Below are 15,736 nucleotides of genomic sequence, written 5' to 3' on the forward strand. Positions count from 1 at the left end.
GACGTTTCAGTGGCGCTTGAAGGCGCCCGAGGCTCCATCCAGACTTGCTGAATGCTAAGCACTTAAAAAGAAAACCGGATGAAATCATCCGGTTTAGTTAACTCAGGGGAGCTTAAATATTAGCATAGAGAATTATCATTAATAGCTTAGCTATTAGCCAGCTTTACATTTTTAGCTCGCCAGTAGTCGGAGCAACTGGAGTGATATTCAGATATCCTGTTGCGTAACAAGTAGAAGGAGATCCAGTAACAGTAGCCGTAGGATCAGTTACAATACGATTAGGACCCTTAGTACCCCAATAAAGCTTTAGTGGAGCCAGAACACCAGAGCATGTTCCTGCTCCAGCCTGAATATTAACATTAATATTGATAGAGCCTTCATCTGTGCCACTAGGGGAACCGGTGATGAGTTGCGGCGGCGGGGGGCTCAGAGGGCGGATCAAGGTGCCGCAAAGCGGATGCCCCGGAGAGAATGTCATACTGGTGATGTAAGCTTGACCAGCAGCATTAACCTCTATGGTAGCGTCAACATTACAGTCTACACCATCAATCGTCTGATAGAGCTCAAGATTTCCAACAGCCTTAAAAATACCTGGGGCCGGTTGAAAGGATTGAGCATTAGCCACTCCAAAGCTGGAAACAGCCAAAACAGCCGCACAAGAAACTACAGAAAGCGTCTTAGTCATAACATATAACTCCGTCTTTCATAAGTAGCTATTATAGGCGAGATTTATACTACACAATTACTGAAAAAAGCCAACAGAACTAGAACATTTTTTGTAGGGAAAATCCAAAAACTCTTGGATCAAGAGTAAATACATTTGTAGTTAACATCGTATCGTCGCTATTGGTAAACGCATCCACAATAGGGGTATCGTCAAAAACATTCTTTACGTATGCACTTACAGTCAGACCGTTGGAAGGATTCTCGAGAGATATAGACAAGTTTGCATTACCCCACCCCTTAAGTCTATCATACTCTGTATTATAGACTCGGAAATAGCTTTCAGCCTGCCTATAGTAATCGGCTCTGAACGTAATGCTTGAGGCTCCGATATCCCAGACGTACTGGGCTCCGATGTTTGCCGTCCATCGCGGCGAGTTCGGCAGTTCGTTTCCACTGAGGTCCGCCAAGAAGCCGCGACCGCTATTCGGCGCATCGGTCAGTGGATTATATATAATGCCGTACAATGCCCAGAATGGCGTACCGCCCACAAAGCTCGGATCGAACGAACCATAGTTCTTTGAACCTCCGCACAAGACCTGAAGAGCCAGTTGATTCAGGCTGTCGCCGAAGTTGCTGCTTACAATCTTCTCGACAAGCGCGGTCGGCGCCACACAATTTGACGGCACCTGGACCCAGGGCCTCAATACCATCCACTCGGGATTTCCCTGAGTGCGATCCATGACATTGATGGAGCCTTCACCGTCGGCAATCCGCGTTTTCAGATAACCAAAGTTGCCATCGATCCGGAACCGTGGCGTGACCTGATAATTGACCTCAAGCTCTAACCCCATGCTTTCCGCATCGAAATTCTCGTTCAGAGAAATACGGTCAACGATCTGAGACACCTGATAGTCGGTATAGTCGTAGTAGAAGGCTGTTGCGTTCAAGCGCAGACGGCGATCCAACAGACTGGTCTTGATCCCGAGCTCATAGGCGTTGAGGAATTCAGGCTCGAAAATGCTCGACTGCGGCAGATACTGCACCACCCTCGGATCGAGGCCCGCCCGCGGAGGGTTGGTCCCCCCGCCTTTATAGCCGCGCGCGTAGGACGCATAGGCCATCAGATTGGCCGACGGCTTCCAGTCCAGAACAAGACGGCCCGTCATTTCAGACCAGTTTTGCTCAATGTCCGGCAAAGCTTCAAAGCCCCTGGAGAACGAACCGCCAGTCAAATGACCGTAGCCTAGACTATCCCTGGTCCCTAAAAGCAGTTGCGTCGGATATGGCGTTGACGTCTTGCTGTCGTCGGTATAGCGGAGGCCAGCCGTCAGGCGAAAAATATCTGAAAGATCAACATATACCTCACCAAATACACCATAAGATTCAGTTGTTACTTCATTTTTACTTCTAAAATAATTATGCCCGTCGCCCGCAATGTTTTTGATAGAGGATCGGTCAACGTAGACACATTCATTCTGGCTTCCATCCACACAGGGGATCGACATGCCACCGTCAGTTGGATTTGAAGGATCTATAGGAACCCTATTGTACCAGTATTCAGCAATAAGTGTGAAAACATTATTGAATACATAATAATCATCCCTTGTATCAAATTTGAGGTAATTCACTCCTAGATTAAAATTAAATCGTCCGGAGTAGTTTGATTGTAACCTGAATTCTTGGAAAAATTGCTCATTTTTTGACTTACTAAGATCAACGGCAAGCATTCTTTTAGATGGCCCAAGCTGAGGATCCGTATACACCCCCTCCGGTGCTGCATTGTAAATACTGCTATGAAGAGGTCGCGGATTTCCCCACGCATCTATAATATCGTCGTAATTACTTTTATTAAAAATTTCATTAGAAACATATCTCATATAGTCCTGAGACGACCAGAAATAGTCTTTTGCATATGTTGTTTGCGACACAAGTGTAATATTAGGATTAAAATCATACTCAAGATTTAGCTGATAAACATCATTATTAGCTACAAATTTCGGATCATAGCTCGTAGAGACCTCACGAAGATCTGTTGACTGAACGACGCCTTCATAGGGATTTATCCCTACATCAATTCCCCGTGTTGAAATTCTGACGCCATTTACGAGACGCTGCCCATAACCGACGTTCGCTGCCGCCCAGATCTGGCCCATGCTAGTGCCATTAGGCGTGCCATAGGCCGCATCTTCATAAAGGCTCCCCGGCTGACAGCCCTGACTTAGAACCCCCTGCAGGAATTTACTGGTGAGCGTAAAATTCCCCACCTGCGTCGGGCCGTCGTCAGTCGTACACAGTTGCTTGCCGGTACGAGAACGATTGTCGTCTTCCCCGAAATGTTCCCAGATCAGATTGGCGCGGAAACGATCCGTCGGCTCCCAAGCTGCGGACAGCCGCACAGAATGCAGATCACGTCCGTTGACGTGTGTATCGTTGAAGGAATTGTAATCAAATCCATCCCGCTTGGTCAGGCCCGCAGCCGCCCGAACCCAGAAGGTGTCGGTGATCGGGACATTGACCATCATCTGGCCGCGCATCGTGCCGAAGTTGCCGGTCTCAGCCTTCAGCATCGCCTCAAAGTCCGGACCGGGCAGTTTGGGGAACATGTTGACCACGCCGGCCGTAGCGTTACGGCCATAGAGCGTTCCCTGCGGCCCGCGCAGGACCTCTACCCGGTTCACGTCCAGGTATTCCTGTTCGAAAAGACGGTTTCGGATGAGGGGGGTATTGTTGAAACTGACGGCGACAGCAGGGTCAGACGATGCTGAAACCGCCTTGGTCCCGATCCCACGGATCGAGAAATTGTACATGCTGAAATTGCCCTTGGAGAAAGCCACGTTCGGGATGGCGCGCATCAGTTCCGAACCGCCTTCAATCTTCATCGCGTCCAAGTTCTCTGCCGAGAAGGCGGAGACCGCGATGGGCACGCTCTGAATGGATTCCTCACGCTTCTGAGCCGTCACGATCACGTCGGCGACGCTGGTCGTCTCTTGGGCGATCGGGCCCTGCAGAAGGTCGTTTCCCCCCGCATCGCCCTGGCCGCCGCGTACCAGACGAACAGCATTCGGGCCGGCGAATTCGGCGGTAAGCCCCGTACCGACCAACAGTCGGTCCAGGGCTTCGCCGACCGGCAGGTCGCCCGACACGGCGCGGCCGCGCAGGCCGGATGTCAGAGATTGATCTACAGCGACCGAAATTCCGGCCTGGCGTCCGAATTCAAGCAGGCTTTGCGACAGCGGCGCCGAACGGATGTTGAATGAGGTCACCGCCGACTGAGCTGTCGCGCCCACGGGCGACGCCGCAATCATCAATGCGGCGCATCCCGCCCCCGCCAACATGCGCAAACGTGAAATACCGACGCGCGAAGACCGCAACACCATAGACCTCTCCCTCCCAAGAGATGGTTGTTTTGAGAGATTGACGTTTCAGGCGACAGAAACCCTACCTGCCCCGACGCATATTTTTGCAGGGATCGTAAAATCTCAGCTTGCGGGCTTGAGGCGGTCCTCGCGACCCGCATCGCGGATGTCGGCGTCGAGCAGGGCGGCGAGGCGCTGCACCGTGTCGGCCCGGTCGTCGATCACAAGGCGCAACGTCACATGACGGCGTCCCAAGGAGGGCTCTGCCGAAACAGGGCGCTCGTAGAAGCGATTGAGGTCGCGGATCACCTGATCGACCGGCGCATCTTCATAAGTCAGGACACGCTGGCGCCATTCATCGACGGACGTCGTCGGGATCGTCGAGATCCGCGTCTGCTTGAACGTGTGTTGGTTCGTATTCTTAACTTGAAATCTCTGCCCGGCGCGCAGGAGAATCGGCTTTCCGCCCCCTGCCAGGGAGCGGACCTCGACCACGCCTTCCTTCACGGCGACGTCCAGGCTGTGGTCACGGCTACGAACATTGAACGCCGTGCCGATCGCCCGGACTTCATAGCCGCTCGCCCGTACCAGGAAGGGACGATCAGGGTCCTTACGGACGACGAAGGTCGCCTCGCCTTCTTTCAGATTCACCACTCGTTCGCGGCGATTAAGATCATATTGAGCGCGCGTTACGACGTTCAGCGCGACAATACTGCCATCCGGCAACTCCTGACTGCGTTGTTCGCCGACACCCGTTTCACTGGACGTGCGATCCAGCCGCCAGAGGGCGCCCAGGCCCACGCTCGCAGTCAGTCCCAACACCAGAACGGCGGCTATGGCGGCGAGGCGGACCTGTCGGGGAGCCCTGCGGCGCGGCGCCGGAACCATTTCAGCGACGTTTGAAAGCTCGCCCCACACCTCGTGCATACTGTTCAAGGCGGCCTGATGCAGAGGATGGGAACGCCAGACGTCAAAAGCCTGTCGCTCTTCCAGCGACATAGGACCTCTTCGCTGGGCGGCGAACCACCGAGCAGCCTCCTGCTGGATTTCTTCGTTTAAGATCATGACCGGCGAATTGGCGGCGTGTAGAGCCGAAGGATTACCACCATAGACGAATGAAGGAGCTTATTCCCTACTCATCCAATTCGTCTGCCTGCATTTTTTGTACCAATTCCAGCATGGCGGCCGAAAGATGCTTTTCCACCGCCTTCACGCCAATTCCCATTGTACGGGCGATTTCGAGATAGCTGAGACCGTCGATGCGATGCAGGAGAAAGGCCTCGCGACGGCGGCCAGGCATGGCGTCGATGACCGCCAGCGCCCTGCGCAGCCTTTCAGTCGCAAGCAGGACGCGCTCTGGGTCAGCCAGATTGCACGGCCCCTGCTCATAATGGTCTTCCGGACGAAACAAGCGCAGCGTCCGCGCCCGACTGCGCAGTCGATCAATCACCAGATTGCGTGCGAGACGGAAAAGCAAATGAGTCGGTGCTTTAACCGGCTCGCGCCTTGCTGTTTCGACAAGCTTTAAACAAGCGTCCTGAGCAAGATCGGCTTCGTCTCCCTGCACGCGGCGCGTGATCGCGCGCAAACCTTGTGCGCTGGATCGAAACGTCTCGTCCAGTTCATGTGGCGCTGTAATCCGTGCTTGCCTCTCGCCCATGGTCTCTCCCCAGACCATTGTTCGCTAGATTGACACTCTCACGAAGCGTGCGGACTTCGTCAAGTCGCCCCTTCCATCAGAACCGGCGCTGCAACGTCAGGCGCACGGCGCGGCCCAAGGGATCCTGCATGTCGCGCCCATAGCCTTGAGCTGGCGATCCGTCGCCCAGGCGCGCCTCACGGCGCGTATCGAACAGATTGCTGATCTCCAGATTGACCTGCAGGCCTGTACTGCGACGACGAGGCGTCTCGATGGCTCCGGTTCCGGATCGACTACGACCGGACATCATCTGAAAGCTGAACCTCAGATCAGCCGTCATGAAATCCGCGATGACCAGATCATCGGGACCATCCAGTCCGCCAAGGCGCCGCGTTCGATAACCTTCCTGCCAATGAGCCGAAAGATTCGCGCGCCACCGCCCCCGCTGAGCGTCAATCAAAACGCTGGCGTTCTGGCGTGAAATTCCTCCGCCATCTCCCTTGAGGCGATCTAATTCGGCCAACCCTGCGCGCAAACGCGTGACGCTGGCGAGTTGAAGACTGTGACTGATCGCGACGCGCATGATCGTCGCCTCTTGCCCCGCCGCCCCTGCCGGACGAGGAAGATTGAAGTTCGCGCCCGTGGTCAGACTCTCGGAAAACGTCGAACTCAGATTAAGCGGCCGATAGTCGATACTTGCCAACCTACCATTGATATCCCGATGGAAACGGTCGGGAAACGCCATCTCCACGTCTTCGGTCAACTCGGGCAGCGAGCCGATCCCATTTGTATGGGCGTTGCGCACATAACCCAGATTGCCCGACAGTCCCCATGATGTGAAAGGCCCCCATGAGGCCGAGACGCTCCAACGTTCGGATTCGGGCGGCGTCAGATCCGGATTGCCCCCCCTGATAGGCAAAACCTCGACTGCCTCTCCGCTCCGGAAGTCGAAAACAACGATCGGAGGGCCGTAATACTCCGGCTCAGAACGCTGGATATCCGGCACGCTATCCGTCGACGCCCCCCATTCGCCGTTTAAACGTATGCCCCGGCGGGGAGTCCAGGCCAGCCCTGCGCTGACATCCTCGCCACTGGCGCCGCCGCTGCTGCGCATTCCCACGCCGAAGGTCGCCACAATATCACCCAGGCGATCCCTCCCTCCGGGACCGCCTGACTTCGTCAAGGGGATGCTCAGCGCGCCTCGAGCACTGTTCGTCTGGAAACTGTGAACCGACCGGTCCAGGTCACGCTCAACAGTCGCCCGGCTGCCCTGGAAGCCGGCGCTCACATTGGCGGTCATAGGTCCGGACGGCAGTTCAATAAGCGACCGCTGACCTGCACCCGTAATCCCGAACGACAAGGTGTCGCTGCTCATGTCCTGCAGGCCGTCTTCCTGACTGCGCGCAATCTGGCCGTTCAGATTCGTCTGCACCATCCAGCCCGCCACTTGCCCACTGGCGCCGCCGGACACGCCGAGGCTTTGCGAACGGCGACGGCTTTCGACCACGCCGACGCCTATCTGCGCCACTGAACGGCTCTCTTGCGCCTGTCCATTCAGGCTGAAGACCCCGGACCACTCGCCCAGCCCGCGCGTAAGGCTGATATTAGCCGAAAGGAGTTCCGATTGCGGGCGCAACGTCACGAGGTCCGCGTCCGGTCCATCTGTCGCCAGGGCGCGGTCTCTTTCCCCTGCCCGCAGCGCCGTGTCGCGCGAGAGACGCAGGCCGAGTTGATGCGTATTTCTTCCGGCGATAGCGGAACGCCTCAGATCGCCGGACAAAGTCGAAGTTCCGCCCTGGGTCGGCCGCGATCCGACAGCCCGCCCGTCATAGCTGGAGAAATTCTGCTGCAGCACCAGGTTGACGACACGTTGTCCCGGAACGGCGCCGTAGAGGCCTGCAGCTTCAGGAGGCAGAACTTCGGCGCGCACAAGGGCGTCAGGCGGAAACCCCGTATAAGCGCTGACATTAGGCGTCGGTCGCCCATTGATCAGCACCAGAGGCTGGCCGCCAAGCGCCAGGGTTTCATCCATGCGCTTCAAAACATCGTCGATGCTCCACGCGCCCAGAGCATCAATATCGGCGCCGTCTAATTCGATCTCCGGGGGCGTCAGCGCCGCGCCGCGCCGCCCGAACACCTCCACATCCTCGACCTGGACCGGCTCTTCCAGATCAAGATCCGGGCGCACATTCTGCCCCGCCGCCGCTTCAGCCGAAGCGCCGCCATGCCCCATGACGACAGCGGCGACTAAGGGGAGCCACCCCATACTATTCCTCGCCCCCCAACTGCATCATGGCATGAAGCCTCGCGCGTTATTCACGGCACGACAAGACGAAACATAAAAAGATAGCTGATGTCGGGCGCTATTGACGCCAGGGAACAGCAATGAAGCTGAACATCATCTGAAAAGACGAGAAACCAGCCGCACTTCGTCAAGGACACCGCTCAAAATCCAACGCCAACGCATCAAGATCGAGCGCCAAGACGCTCGCCGATCAGGGCTCCAGCTCGATGTCCCAATAGAGGTAGTCGAGCCAGCTCTGGTGCAGGAAGTGGGGCGGGAAGCGCCGCCCCGCCTGCTGAAGCTGCCAGGCGCTGGGCTGGTGGGCGGTGCGGCGCAGGGGCATATGCGCCTGGCCGGGCGTGCGGCCGCCCTTCCTCAGGTTGCAGGGTCCGCAGGCGGCGACGATATTCTGCCAGGTCGTGCGCCCGCCGCGCGAGCGCGGGATGACGTGGTCGAAGGTCAGGTCCTGGGACGTACCCGGCTCGCCGCAGTACTGGCAGGCGAAACCGTCGCGCAGGAAGACGTTGAAACGGGTGAAGGCCGGTTTGCGGTCCTGGTCCACATAGGACTTCAGGCAGACTACGCTGGGCAGCTGCATCTCCAGCGAAGGGCTGCGGACAACCTTGTCATAGGTGGCGACCACGTCGACGCGGTCCTGCCACACGGCCTTGACCACCTCTTCCCAAGGCCACAACGACAGGGGGAAATAGGACAAGGGCCTGAAATCGGCGTTCAGCACCAGGGCTGGAAAGCCGGACGGCGGGCGGGACAGGACCTGCATCAGGCCCTCCCGCAGATACGGGGGGTTATCGACGCGACAGGACTGAAGACACGTCTCCTTCCTTGGTCTGATGCAGGAAACCCTACGCCTGATTCCCTCGCATCGCCATGACCGGCATGAGGAGTTTTCGTGACGGCGGCGTCATGGGCGACGACCGTAACTGGGGAAGGCCGGCAGGCTCCAGCCCCACTGCAAGGCGCCGGCGCGCAGCATGAATCCCGCCGCCAGCCCGGCGCCGACCGCAGGCCAGGTCCCAACCATCAGCGCCTTCAGGCCGACAAAGACGCTGGCGGACACCAGCGCCGCCGTGATGTTCAGCTCGCGTCGCAACAAAATGGAGGGCTGGTGCGCCAGCACGTCGCGCACGATGCCGCCGAAACAGGCCGTCAGCACCCCCATGACGATGCAGATCAGCGGCGCCGCATTATAGGACGCCGCCTTGGCCGCTCCCATGACGCCATAGGCGGCCAGCCCGACCGCATCCAGCCACAGCAAGGCCCGGAACCGCCACGAGCGTGCGCCCAGCAGCCAGAAGCCGACCGCCACCACCAGACAGACCGCCACATAGACCCAGTCCTGCACCCAGAAGACCGGCGCCCCGATCAAAAGGTCGCGCAACGTGCCTCCGCCCATGCCGGTGACGGCGGCGAAGAAGGCGAAGGTCAGAACATCGTGCTTGGCCCGGGACGCGGCCAGGGCTCCGGTGGCGGCGAACACGGCCACGCCCGCAAAATCCAGCAACGGAAGCACCGCAGCCGGACGAACCAGGTCTGCGCCCGCGATCGGCTCCAACATCGTCATCATCCCCAAGGCGCCGCCCGGCGCCGTCTTCGGGGTCGCCCCCGGCCTTCGTGAAGACGAGAGTCAGGCCCCCTCGTCCAGCGCGATTTCGCCGCGCCGAACGCCACCATACCACCCCCAGAGCAAATGCGCCGCCACCGCGCGATGCGGCCGCCATATCTCGGCGCGGGCGTAGGCCTGTTTCTCGTTCGGACGGTCCTCGGCGCGGTCCGCCCAGCGCATGGCCTCCTGCAGGGCCACGTCGCCGCCGGGAAAGACATCCAGTCGGCCCTCGCAGAACATCAGGAAGGTCTCGGCCGTCCACCGCCCCACCCCCTTGATGGCCACAAGGGAGGCGATGGCCTGGGCGTCGTCCAGCCGCTCCAGATGGTCGAAGTCGATGTGCCCCTCGGTCTGGGCGCGGGCGATCTCATGGCCGTATTTCGCCTTCTGGCCGGACAGGCCGAAGGTGCGCAGCGTCTCGACGTCGCGCGCCAGAACGGCGTCAGGCGTCACCTGCCCCTCCAGCCCTTCGACCACCCGTTTCCAGATCGAGGCGGCGGCCGCCACTGAGACCTGCTGCTCCACGATCATGCGGAACAGACCTTCATAGCCGCCGGTCCGCAGCCGCCATTCAAACACGGGCGTCGAGGCATGCGCCCGCGCCAACGCCGGATCGGCGGCGGCCAGAGCCTCGCGGGCGGCGGCGACGGAGGCGGGAGACGGAGCTGAGGCCATGGCATCGTATCGACAGAAAAACGGCGCCGCTTTAGCATCGCGCCATGCGTACTCTGGACGATCTTCTACACCCGATCACGCCTGATCGTTTCTTTGCGGAGTTCCACGGCCGAAAACCGCTGTACATCCCCGCTGAGGAAGGCGCCGCCAAGCAGTCGCTGCTGGACTGGGCCACGTTCAACGGCCTGCTGAACCAGCCGTCGATCTGGACGGCGCAAAGCCTCAAACTGGTGCAAAACACCGAGCCGGTCCCGCCCGAACGCTATTGCCGCACCGTCTCGACCCAGTCGGGGCCCGCCTTTCGGCCCGACCCGGCCAAGGTGGCGCTGTTCGTCGCTGAAGGCGCCAGCCTGATCGCCGGCGACGTGCAGGACCTAACCCCGCCGATCGCCGAACTGTCCGGCGTCCTCAGCCGCACCTTCGCCGCCAGCGCAGGCGCCAACATCTATTGCTCATTCAAGGGGGTGCAGGCCTTCGGCGCCCACTTCGACCTGACCGATGTCTTCGCCGTCCAGACCGAGGGCGAGAAGCTGTGGCGCATCTATGAAAACCGCGCCGACGCCCCGGTCGAGATGCCGTCCGACGTCGGCGACATGCGCCGCTGGCTCGACCAGACGAAAGGCCGCCTTCTGGCCGAGGTGATGATGCGGCCGGGCGATGTGCTCTATCTGCCGCGCGGCTGCTATCACGACGCCCTCGCTCAGGACGCGGCCTCTCTGCACGTCACCTACTCCATCGCCTCCCTGCATGGCCGCATCATCTTCAACCTGCTGGAACAGGCGGCCATGCAAGACCCGGCCTTCCGAGCGTATCTGCCGCCCTCCGGTCAGGACGGCGGTCGCGCCCTGCAACAGCACCTGGCCGGGCTGGGCCAGAGGCTGTCGCAGCTGGCCGCCTCATCCGCCTTCCGCGATGAGATCGCCATGACGCAGGAACGTCTGTCGCCGCGCGCCCACCGCTTCACCCTGCCCCATCGTGAAGCGCTGACCCGCTACAGCCGCACCGCCATGATGGCCCCCGCCTACGCCGGCCCTGTCGCCCACGCCATGCACTGGGCGCTGTCGCAGCACGTCTTCACCCTCGAAGACCTGATCGCCCAGTTCGACTTCGTGTCCGAGGCCGACATCCGCGCCGCCGTAGATCAGGCCAAGAAGGCAGGAGCCTTGAAGCGGGTCTGACCCGTTTCGTCGCCGCCATGTTCGTCACCCGTTTCGCGCCTTCGCCCACCGGCCGCCTGCACAAGGGGCACGCCTTCTCGGCCCTGACAGCGTGGCGGGCGGCGAAGGGTGCGGGCGGGCGCTTCCTGCTGCGGATTGAGGATATCGACCCGACGCGGTGTCGGCCCGAGTTCGAGGTCGGGATTTTCGAGGATCTGGCCTGGCTGGGGCTGGATTGGGAGACGCCCGTGCGGCGTCAGTCCGATCACCTGACCGACTACGCCGCCGTGGTGGAGACGCTGGACCGCCACGGCCTGCTCTACCGCTGTTTCCGCACGCGCAAGGAGATACTGGACGCCATCGGCGATGCGCCCCACGGCCCCGCCGAGGCGGCCCGGCCCGGCCCCCATCCGGTCGAAGAAGAAGCGCGTCTGCTGGCTGAAGGGCGTCCTTTCGCCTGGCGACTGTCGCTGGATCGCGCCAGGGAGGCGCTGGGCGGCGCCGCCTGGGACGCCTTGAGCTTCATTGAGGAAGGCTCAGGCCCCGACGGCGAAACCGGCCGCATCAAGGCGCGGCCGGAGACGGCGGGCGACGTGGTGCTGGCGCGCAAGGACGCCGGGACGGCCTATCATCTGGCGGTGACCCACGACGACGCCCTGCAAGGGGTCAGCCATGTCATTCGCGGTCAGGACCTGTTCGAAGCGACCCATATCCAGCGGTTGATCCAGGCTCTCATGGGCTGGCCCGCGCCCGTTTATCGCCACCACCGCCTGCTGGCCGGGCCGGACGGCCGCCGCTACGCCAAACGCGACCGCTCCGTCACCCTGGCCGAGTTGCGGGCGGGCGGCCTGACGCCGGATCGCCTCCGCGCGGAGCTGGCGCTCTAAAGCTCGCAAAAAGCGTCCAACAAAAAAGACGCGGAGGTCACCCTCCGCGTCTCTTCCTAGAATCCTTGAGGATTCGCGGCCTTTAGAGAACCTTGAGGTCCACAGCCGAGGTCTTGCCGCGCTGGGTTTCCAGCTCGTATTCGACCTTGGCGTTTTCATCGAGGCCCACCAGACCAGCCTTCTGAACGGCGGTGATGTGGACGAAAACGTCCGAGCCGCCGGTGTCGGGTTGAATGAAGCCGAAGCCCTTGGTGGGGTTGAACCACTTGACCGTGCCGGTCGCCATATTGCGTCTCCGTAAACGCGCTTTTCCAGGCGGACGTCCTTGCAGGATCGCCCGTCAGCCCATCTGGACAAGCTCGTTCAGGCGAAGGAGCAAGACGCGGGTTTGGACCCCACGTGAAATCCGGACTGCAGCGATGTTGTCACCCGACTATCCACAGCGGTCAACTGTAAAGCGAATAGGGGCGTACGGGCTTTACAGTTAATTCGGCGCCTGCGCGCACAGGTCGCGCCCCGCCTGCTCGGGCCTACGCATCCCGCTGCGCCCCCAATATCGTCCGACATCAGCATATCGCCGGACAGACAACAGGATTAGCCGCAGAACTGACGAAAAACCTGCGCCCTTCTAGGGCTGCATACGACAACTTCCGATAGTTCAGGTCGAAATCTCCTTTTCGGGATGCTGACCCGGAGAAGAGGTTGGAACTCGGGCTGGCGACGCCCGCTGTTTCATCGCAAGGTCGATACATCACGACACAGGGACACGCCGATGGCCAAGGACGACTATGCCGACATCCTCGAAGCCCTGCAGATCCAGATGGTCGAGACTCAGGCCTGGGCGATCGAACAGGGGCTGAAGGTCGTCATCGTCTTCGAAGGGCGCGACGCCGCCGGCAAGGACGGGGCGATCAAGCGGATGACCGAGTATATGGCGCCGCGCCAGACGCGGGTCGTCGCCCTGCCCAAGCCCACCGAGCGCGAGACGACCCAATGGTATTTCCAGCGCTACGCCGCCCATCTGCCGGCGGCGGGCGAAATCGTGATCTTCAACCGCTCCTGGTACAACCGGGCCGGGGTCGAGCCCGTCATGGGCTTCTGCACGCCGGAGCAACATGAGCGGTTCCTGCACGACGCTCCGCATTTCGAGCGGATGCTGACCCAGTCGGGGACCTTGCTGATCAAGCTGTGGCTGGACATCAGCCGCGACGAACAGGCCCGCCGTCTGGAGGAGCGCGTCGACCATCCGCTGAAGCGTTTCAAGGTCTCAGCTCTGGACGCCGAGGCCCAGGCCCGCTGGAGCGCCTATTCCGCCGCCCGCGACGAAATGCTGAAGCGCACCCATGCCGACTATGCGCCCTGGACCGTGGTGGCGACCGACAAGAAGAAGACGGCGCGGCTGAACATCCTGCGCCACGTCCTGCGCCGCCTGAACCGTCCCGGCCTGGAGTGCCGCGAACCGGACCCTGCGATCGTCTTCTCCGCCGATGCAGCGCCGGGGCGGCTGGCGCAATAGGCGTCCTCAGCCGCCGAACAGGCGCCGGTTCCTGTCGATGAAAGCGCGCATGGCCCGCACCAGCGGCCCGCCTTCGCGCCCTTTCAGATAGGCCCAGCCGGCGCCGGCCCCGATCAGCGCGCCGATGGCGTCGACGATCAGGTCCCACATGGTGTCGACCAGGCCGGACTTCTGGGTGTTGAGGCCGAATACCTGGTCCAGCATGAACTCCCAGATCTCCCACAGGGCGCCGATGGTCACGGCGAAGCAGAAGGCGAAGAAGGCCACCGTGAGGGGCGCCGCCTTCAGCTGGCTTCCCTGCACCAGCATCAGCATCAGCAGGGCGCCGACCAGGCCGAAGGCCACGGCCGAGCCCCCGTGCAGCACCACGTCCCACCACCAGTAGCGTTCGTAGAAATCGCCCAGTTCGCCCAGGAACAGGGTCGCGCACAGGAAGACGGCGATGGCGGTGACGAAGCCGATCGGCAGGTTCAGCCCGACGCGCGGCGCCAGCCAGAACGGGACAAGCGTCAGCAGGAAGGTCCCGGCGCCGACGAAGGTGACGCTGAACTCCCCCGTCAACAGGCCGCCGACGGCCGCGCCCAGCAGCACCAGCCAAGTCAGGACGAGCAGCCAGGGGAATGGTGACTTCCTGCGTGTCGTCATCCGTCCCGTCCGACCGGCTGCTGTTCTCGGGTCTCGAACCTAACCGGACGGCTCCGAGGCGCAAGCCCGGCGTTTCGCTTCACTCCCAGCACCAGGCCCAGCGGTCCCAGGCGGCGCGCCGCCTCATAGGCCGCCCAGCAACCGCCGAAGGTGACGACGACCAGCAGCCCCGCCTCCAGCCCCTGCGGCAGACCCAGCTTGGACAGGTGATAGGCCGCGACGACGGTCAGGGTCTGGTGGACGATGTAGAAACAGAAGACGCCGCCCGTCAGATAGCGCAGCCACGGCCCGCCCCGGTTCAGATAGCGCGCGCCATAGCCCAGCACCGCGGCGATGAAGGACCACTGATCGAGGGCGTAAACCAGTCGCATGGCGGCCCTCAGCGCTTCGGGCGGCGTTCCCCCGTCACGATAGGTCCAGGCATAGGTCGCCCATCCCGCCCAGGCGCACAGGGCCAGGATCAGCGCCGGTCGCCGCAGCCGTTCATAGGCTGCCTTCAGCACCGCTGAGCGGACGCTGAGAAAGCCGAACAGGAAGGCGCTGAACGACACCGCGTGGTTGTACCAGTCGTCGGTCAGGGCGTGGGTCGTCGGAAAGATCCGCGCCAGGGTCCAGCGCAGCAGGAACAGCCATAACACCGGCCAGATTAGCAGGCCCCAGCCCTTCAGGGCGCGCTCCAGCCCTGACTGGATCGCGGGCAGCAAACCCCGCTCGAACGCCAGCAGGCCCGCCAGCACGAGGCTGTAGACGAACAGATAGGCCACGAACCACATATGGTTCCACGTCGGCGTAGTCAGGCAGCCGTCGGCGTCGCACCAGCCGCCGGACGCCGTGGCGTACTTCACCCAGAAGTCGGCCAGCCATGGCGAGCGCGCCGGATCGATCACGCCCAACCCCTGAGCCGCCTCGACCACCTCGTAATAGGACTGCGGCGGCACGATCACGAACATGGCGAACAGCAGCGGCGGCAGCAGACGCCAGGTACGCGACCCGGCGAAACGGCGCGCGGCGCCCTTCCCCTCACCCTCCAGACTGTCGAACAGGAAACGGGTCGCCGCGCCCGAGACCAGAAACAGCAGGGTCAGTCGCCAGGGGTTGGTCAGTTGCATGACCGGCTCCAGCCATTCGACCGGCTGCGGGCTGTTCACATGCCAGTCCCAAGGCACGTAGAACATGCCGACGTGGTAGAGGATCAACAGCATGAAGGCGCCGACCCGGATCCAGTCCAGGTCATGGCGGCGCAGGGCTGCGGGGGTTTCGGATGCGAGGAGTTCTGAGGACATGGAC

The 15,736-nt window shown here is 61.2% G+C and carries 14 protein-coding genes; 3 read left to right on the forward strand and 11 right to left on the reverse strand.

Translation table 11 applies throughout. The annotated features are described in order from the left end of the window. Positions 1–163: 163 nt before the first annotated feature. From H556_RS16275 to H556_RS0106100, 8 genes are all read right to left on the reverse strand, one after another. Positions 164–685, reverse strand: a complete 522-nt coding sequence (locus tag H556_RS16275) for a hypothetical protein (RefSeq protein WP_155802415.1) — start codon at positions 683–685, stop codon at positions 164–166. Between the two features lie 79 nt (positions 686–764). Further along, a complete protein-coding gene (locus H556_RS0106070; RefSeq protein WP_024353588.1) occupies positions 765–4,043 on the reverse strand; it encodes a TonB-dependent receptor in 3,279 nt (1,092 codons plus the stop codon). Between the two features lie 102 nt (positions 4,044–4,145). Next, a complete protein-coding gene (locus H556_RS0106075) occupies positions 4,146–5,087 on the reverse strand; it encodes a FecR family protein (protein WP_081650891.1) in 942 nt (313 codons plus the stop codon). A 67-nt stretch (positions 5,088–5,154) separates the two neighbouring features. Continuing rightward, on the reverse strand, positions 5,155–5,682 hold the full coding sequence (locus tag H556_RS16035) for an RNA polymerase sigma factor (protein WP_162140901.1): 528 nt from the start codon (positions 5,680–5,682) through the stop codon (positions 5,155–5,157). Between the two features lie 76 nt (positions 5,683–5,758). Next, on the reverse strand, positions 5,759–7,927 hold the full coding sequence (locus H556_RS0106085) for a TonB-dependent receptor (RefSeq protein ID WP_024353591.1): 2,169 nt from the start codon (positions 7,925–7,927) through the stop codon (positions 5,759–5,761). A 229-nt stretch (positions 7,928–8,156) separates the two neighbouring features. After that, entirely contained in the window at positions 8,157–8,729 is a 573-nt protein-coding gene (locus H556_RS0106090; RefSeq protein WP_211216110.1) for an HNH endonuclease, read from the reverse strand. A 138-nt stretch (positions 8,730–8,867) separates the two neighbouring features. Continuing rightward, positions 8,868–9,530 carry a trimeric intracellular cation channel family protein gene (locus H556_RS0106095; RefSeq protein ID WP_024353593.1) on the reverse strand — a complete coding sequence of 221 codons (663 nt, stop codon included), beginning with the start codon at positions 9,528–9,530 and terminating at the stop codon, positions 8,868–8,870. 60 nt (positions 9,531–9,590) lie between these two features. After that, positions 9,591–10,244: a DNA-3-methyladenine glycosylase family protein gene (locus H556_RS0106100; RefSeq protein WP_024353594.1), complete on the reverse strand. Its 654-nt coding sequence runs from the start codon at positions 10,242–10,244 to the stop codon at positions 9,591–9,593. 44 nt (positions 10,245–10,288) lie between these two features. On the opposite strand from H556_RS0106100, the gene H556_RS0106105 reads away from it, so the two are divergent. Then, complete coding sequence (locus H556_RS0106105; RefSeq protein ID WP_024353595.1) at positions 10,289–11,422, forward strand: JmjC domain-containing protein; 1,134 nt, start codon at positions 10,289–10,291, stop codon at positions 11,420–11,422. Between the two features lie 17 nt (positions 11,423–11,439). After that, positions 11,440–12,288, forward strand: coding sequence for a tRNA glutamyl-Q(34) synthetase GluQRS (gene gluQRS / locus H556_RS0106110; protein ID WP_024353596.1), 849 nt, complete (start codon positions 11,440–11,442; stop codon positions 12,286–12,288). Between the two features lie 82 nt (positions 12,289–12,370). On the opposite strand, the gene H556_RS0106115 is transcribed toward gluQRS, so the two are convergent. Next, entirely contained in the window at positions 12,371–12,574 is a 204-nt protein-coding gene (locus tag H556_RS0106115; RefSeq protein WP_003170380.1) for a cold-shock protein, read from the reverse strand. A 486-nt stretch (positions 12,575–13,060) separates the two neighbouring features. Between H556_RS0106115 and ppk2 the strand changes: the two genes are divergently transcribed. Beyond that, positions 13,061–13,804, forward strand: a complete 744-nt coding sequence (gene ppk2 / locus H556_RS0106120) for a polyphosphate kinase 2 (protein WP_024353597.1) — start codon at positions 13,061–13,063, stop codon at positions 13,802–13,804. Positions 13,805–13,810: 6 nt separating this feature from the next. Here ppk2 and H556_RS0106125 read toward each other — a convergent pair whose 3' ends face one another. Both H556_RS0106125 and H556_RS0106130 read right to left on the reverse strand, forming a co-directional pair. Then, a complete protein-coding gene (locus H556_RS0106125) occupies positions 13,811–14,449 on the reverse strand; it encodes a DUF2238 domain-containing protein (protein WP_024353598.1) in 639 nt (212 codons plus the stop codon). Further along, entirely contained in the window at positions 14,446–15,732 is a 1,287-nt protein-coding gene (locus H556_RS0106130; RefSeq protein WP_024353599.1) for an acyltransferase family protein, read from the reverse strand. The genes H556_RS0106125 and H556_RS0106130 overlap by 4 nt, the downstream gene beginning before the upstream one ends. Positions 15,733–15,736 lie beyond the last annotated feature (4 nt).

The sequence above is a fragment of the Brevundimonas naejangsanensis DSM 23858 genome (genome assembly GCF_000421705.1).
GTDB lineage: Bacteria > Pseudomonadota > Alphaproteobacteria > Caulobacterales > Caulobacteraceae > Brevundimonas > Brevundimonas naejangsanensis.

Coding starts and splice junctions, on each gene's coding strand:
- gluQRS (WP_024353596.1), top strand. CDS start 11,440: ATGTTCGTCACCCGTTTCGCGCCTTCGCCCACCGGCCGCCTGCACAAG.
- H556_RS0106100 (WP_024353594.1), bottom strand. CDS start 10,244: ATGGCCTCAGCTCCGTCTCCCGCCTCCGTCGCCGCCGCCCGCGAGGCT.
- H556_RS0106105 (WP_024353595.1), top strand. CDS start 10,289: ATGCGTACTCTGGACGATCTTCTACACCCGATCACGCCTGATCGTTTC.
- H556_RS0106095 (WP_024353593.1), bottom strand. CDS start 9,530: ATGATGACGATGTTGGAGCCGATCGCGGGCGCAGACCTGGTTCGTCCG.
- H556_RS16035 (WP_162140901.1), bottom strand. CDS start 5,682: ATGGGCGAGAGGCAAGCACGGATTACAGCGCCACATGAACTGGACGAG.
- H556_RS0106125 (WP_024353598.1), bottom strand. CDS start 14,449: ATGACGACACGCAGGAAGTCACCATTCCCCTGGCTGCTCGTCCTGACT.
- H556_RS16275 (WP_155802415.1), bottom strand. CDS start 685: ATGACTAAGACGCTTTCTGTAGTTTCTTGTGCGGCTGTTTTGGCTGTT.
- ppk2 (WP_024353597.1), top strand. CDS start 13,061: ATGGCCAAGGACGACTATGCCGACATCCTCGAAGCCCTGCAGATCCAG.
- H556_RS0106070 (WP_024353588.1), bottom strand. CDS start 4,043: ATGGTGTTGCGGTCTTCGCGCGTCGGTATTTCACGTTTGCGCATGTTG.
- H556_RS0106115 (WP_003170380.1), bottom strand. CDS start 12,574: ATGGCGACCGGCACGGTCAAGTGGTTCAACCCCACCAAGGGCTTCGGC.
- H556_RS0106130 (WP_024353599.1), bottom strand. CDS start 15,732: ATGTCCTCAGAACTCCTCGCATCCGAAACCCCCGCAGCCCTGCGCCGC.
- H556_RS0106085 (WP_024353591.1), bottom strand. CDS start 7,927: ATGGGGTGGCTCCCCTTAGTCGCCGCTGTCGTCATGGGGCATGGCGGC.
- H556_RS0106075 (WP_081650891.1), bottom strand. CDS start 5,087: ATGATCTTAAACGAAGAAATCCAGCAGGAGGCTGCTCGGTGGTTCGCC.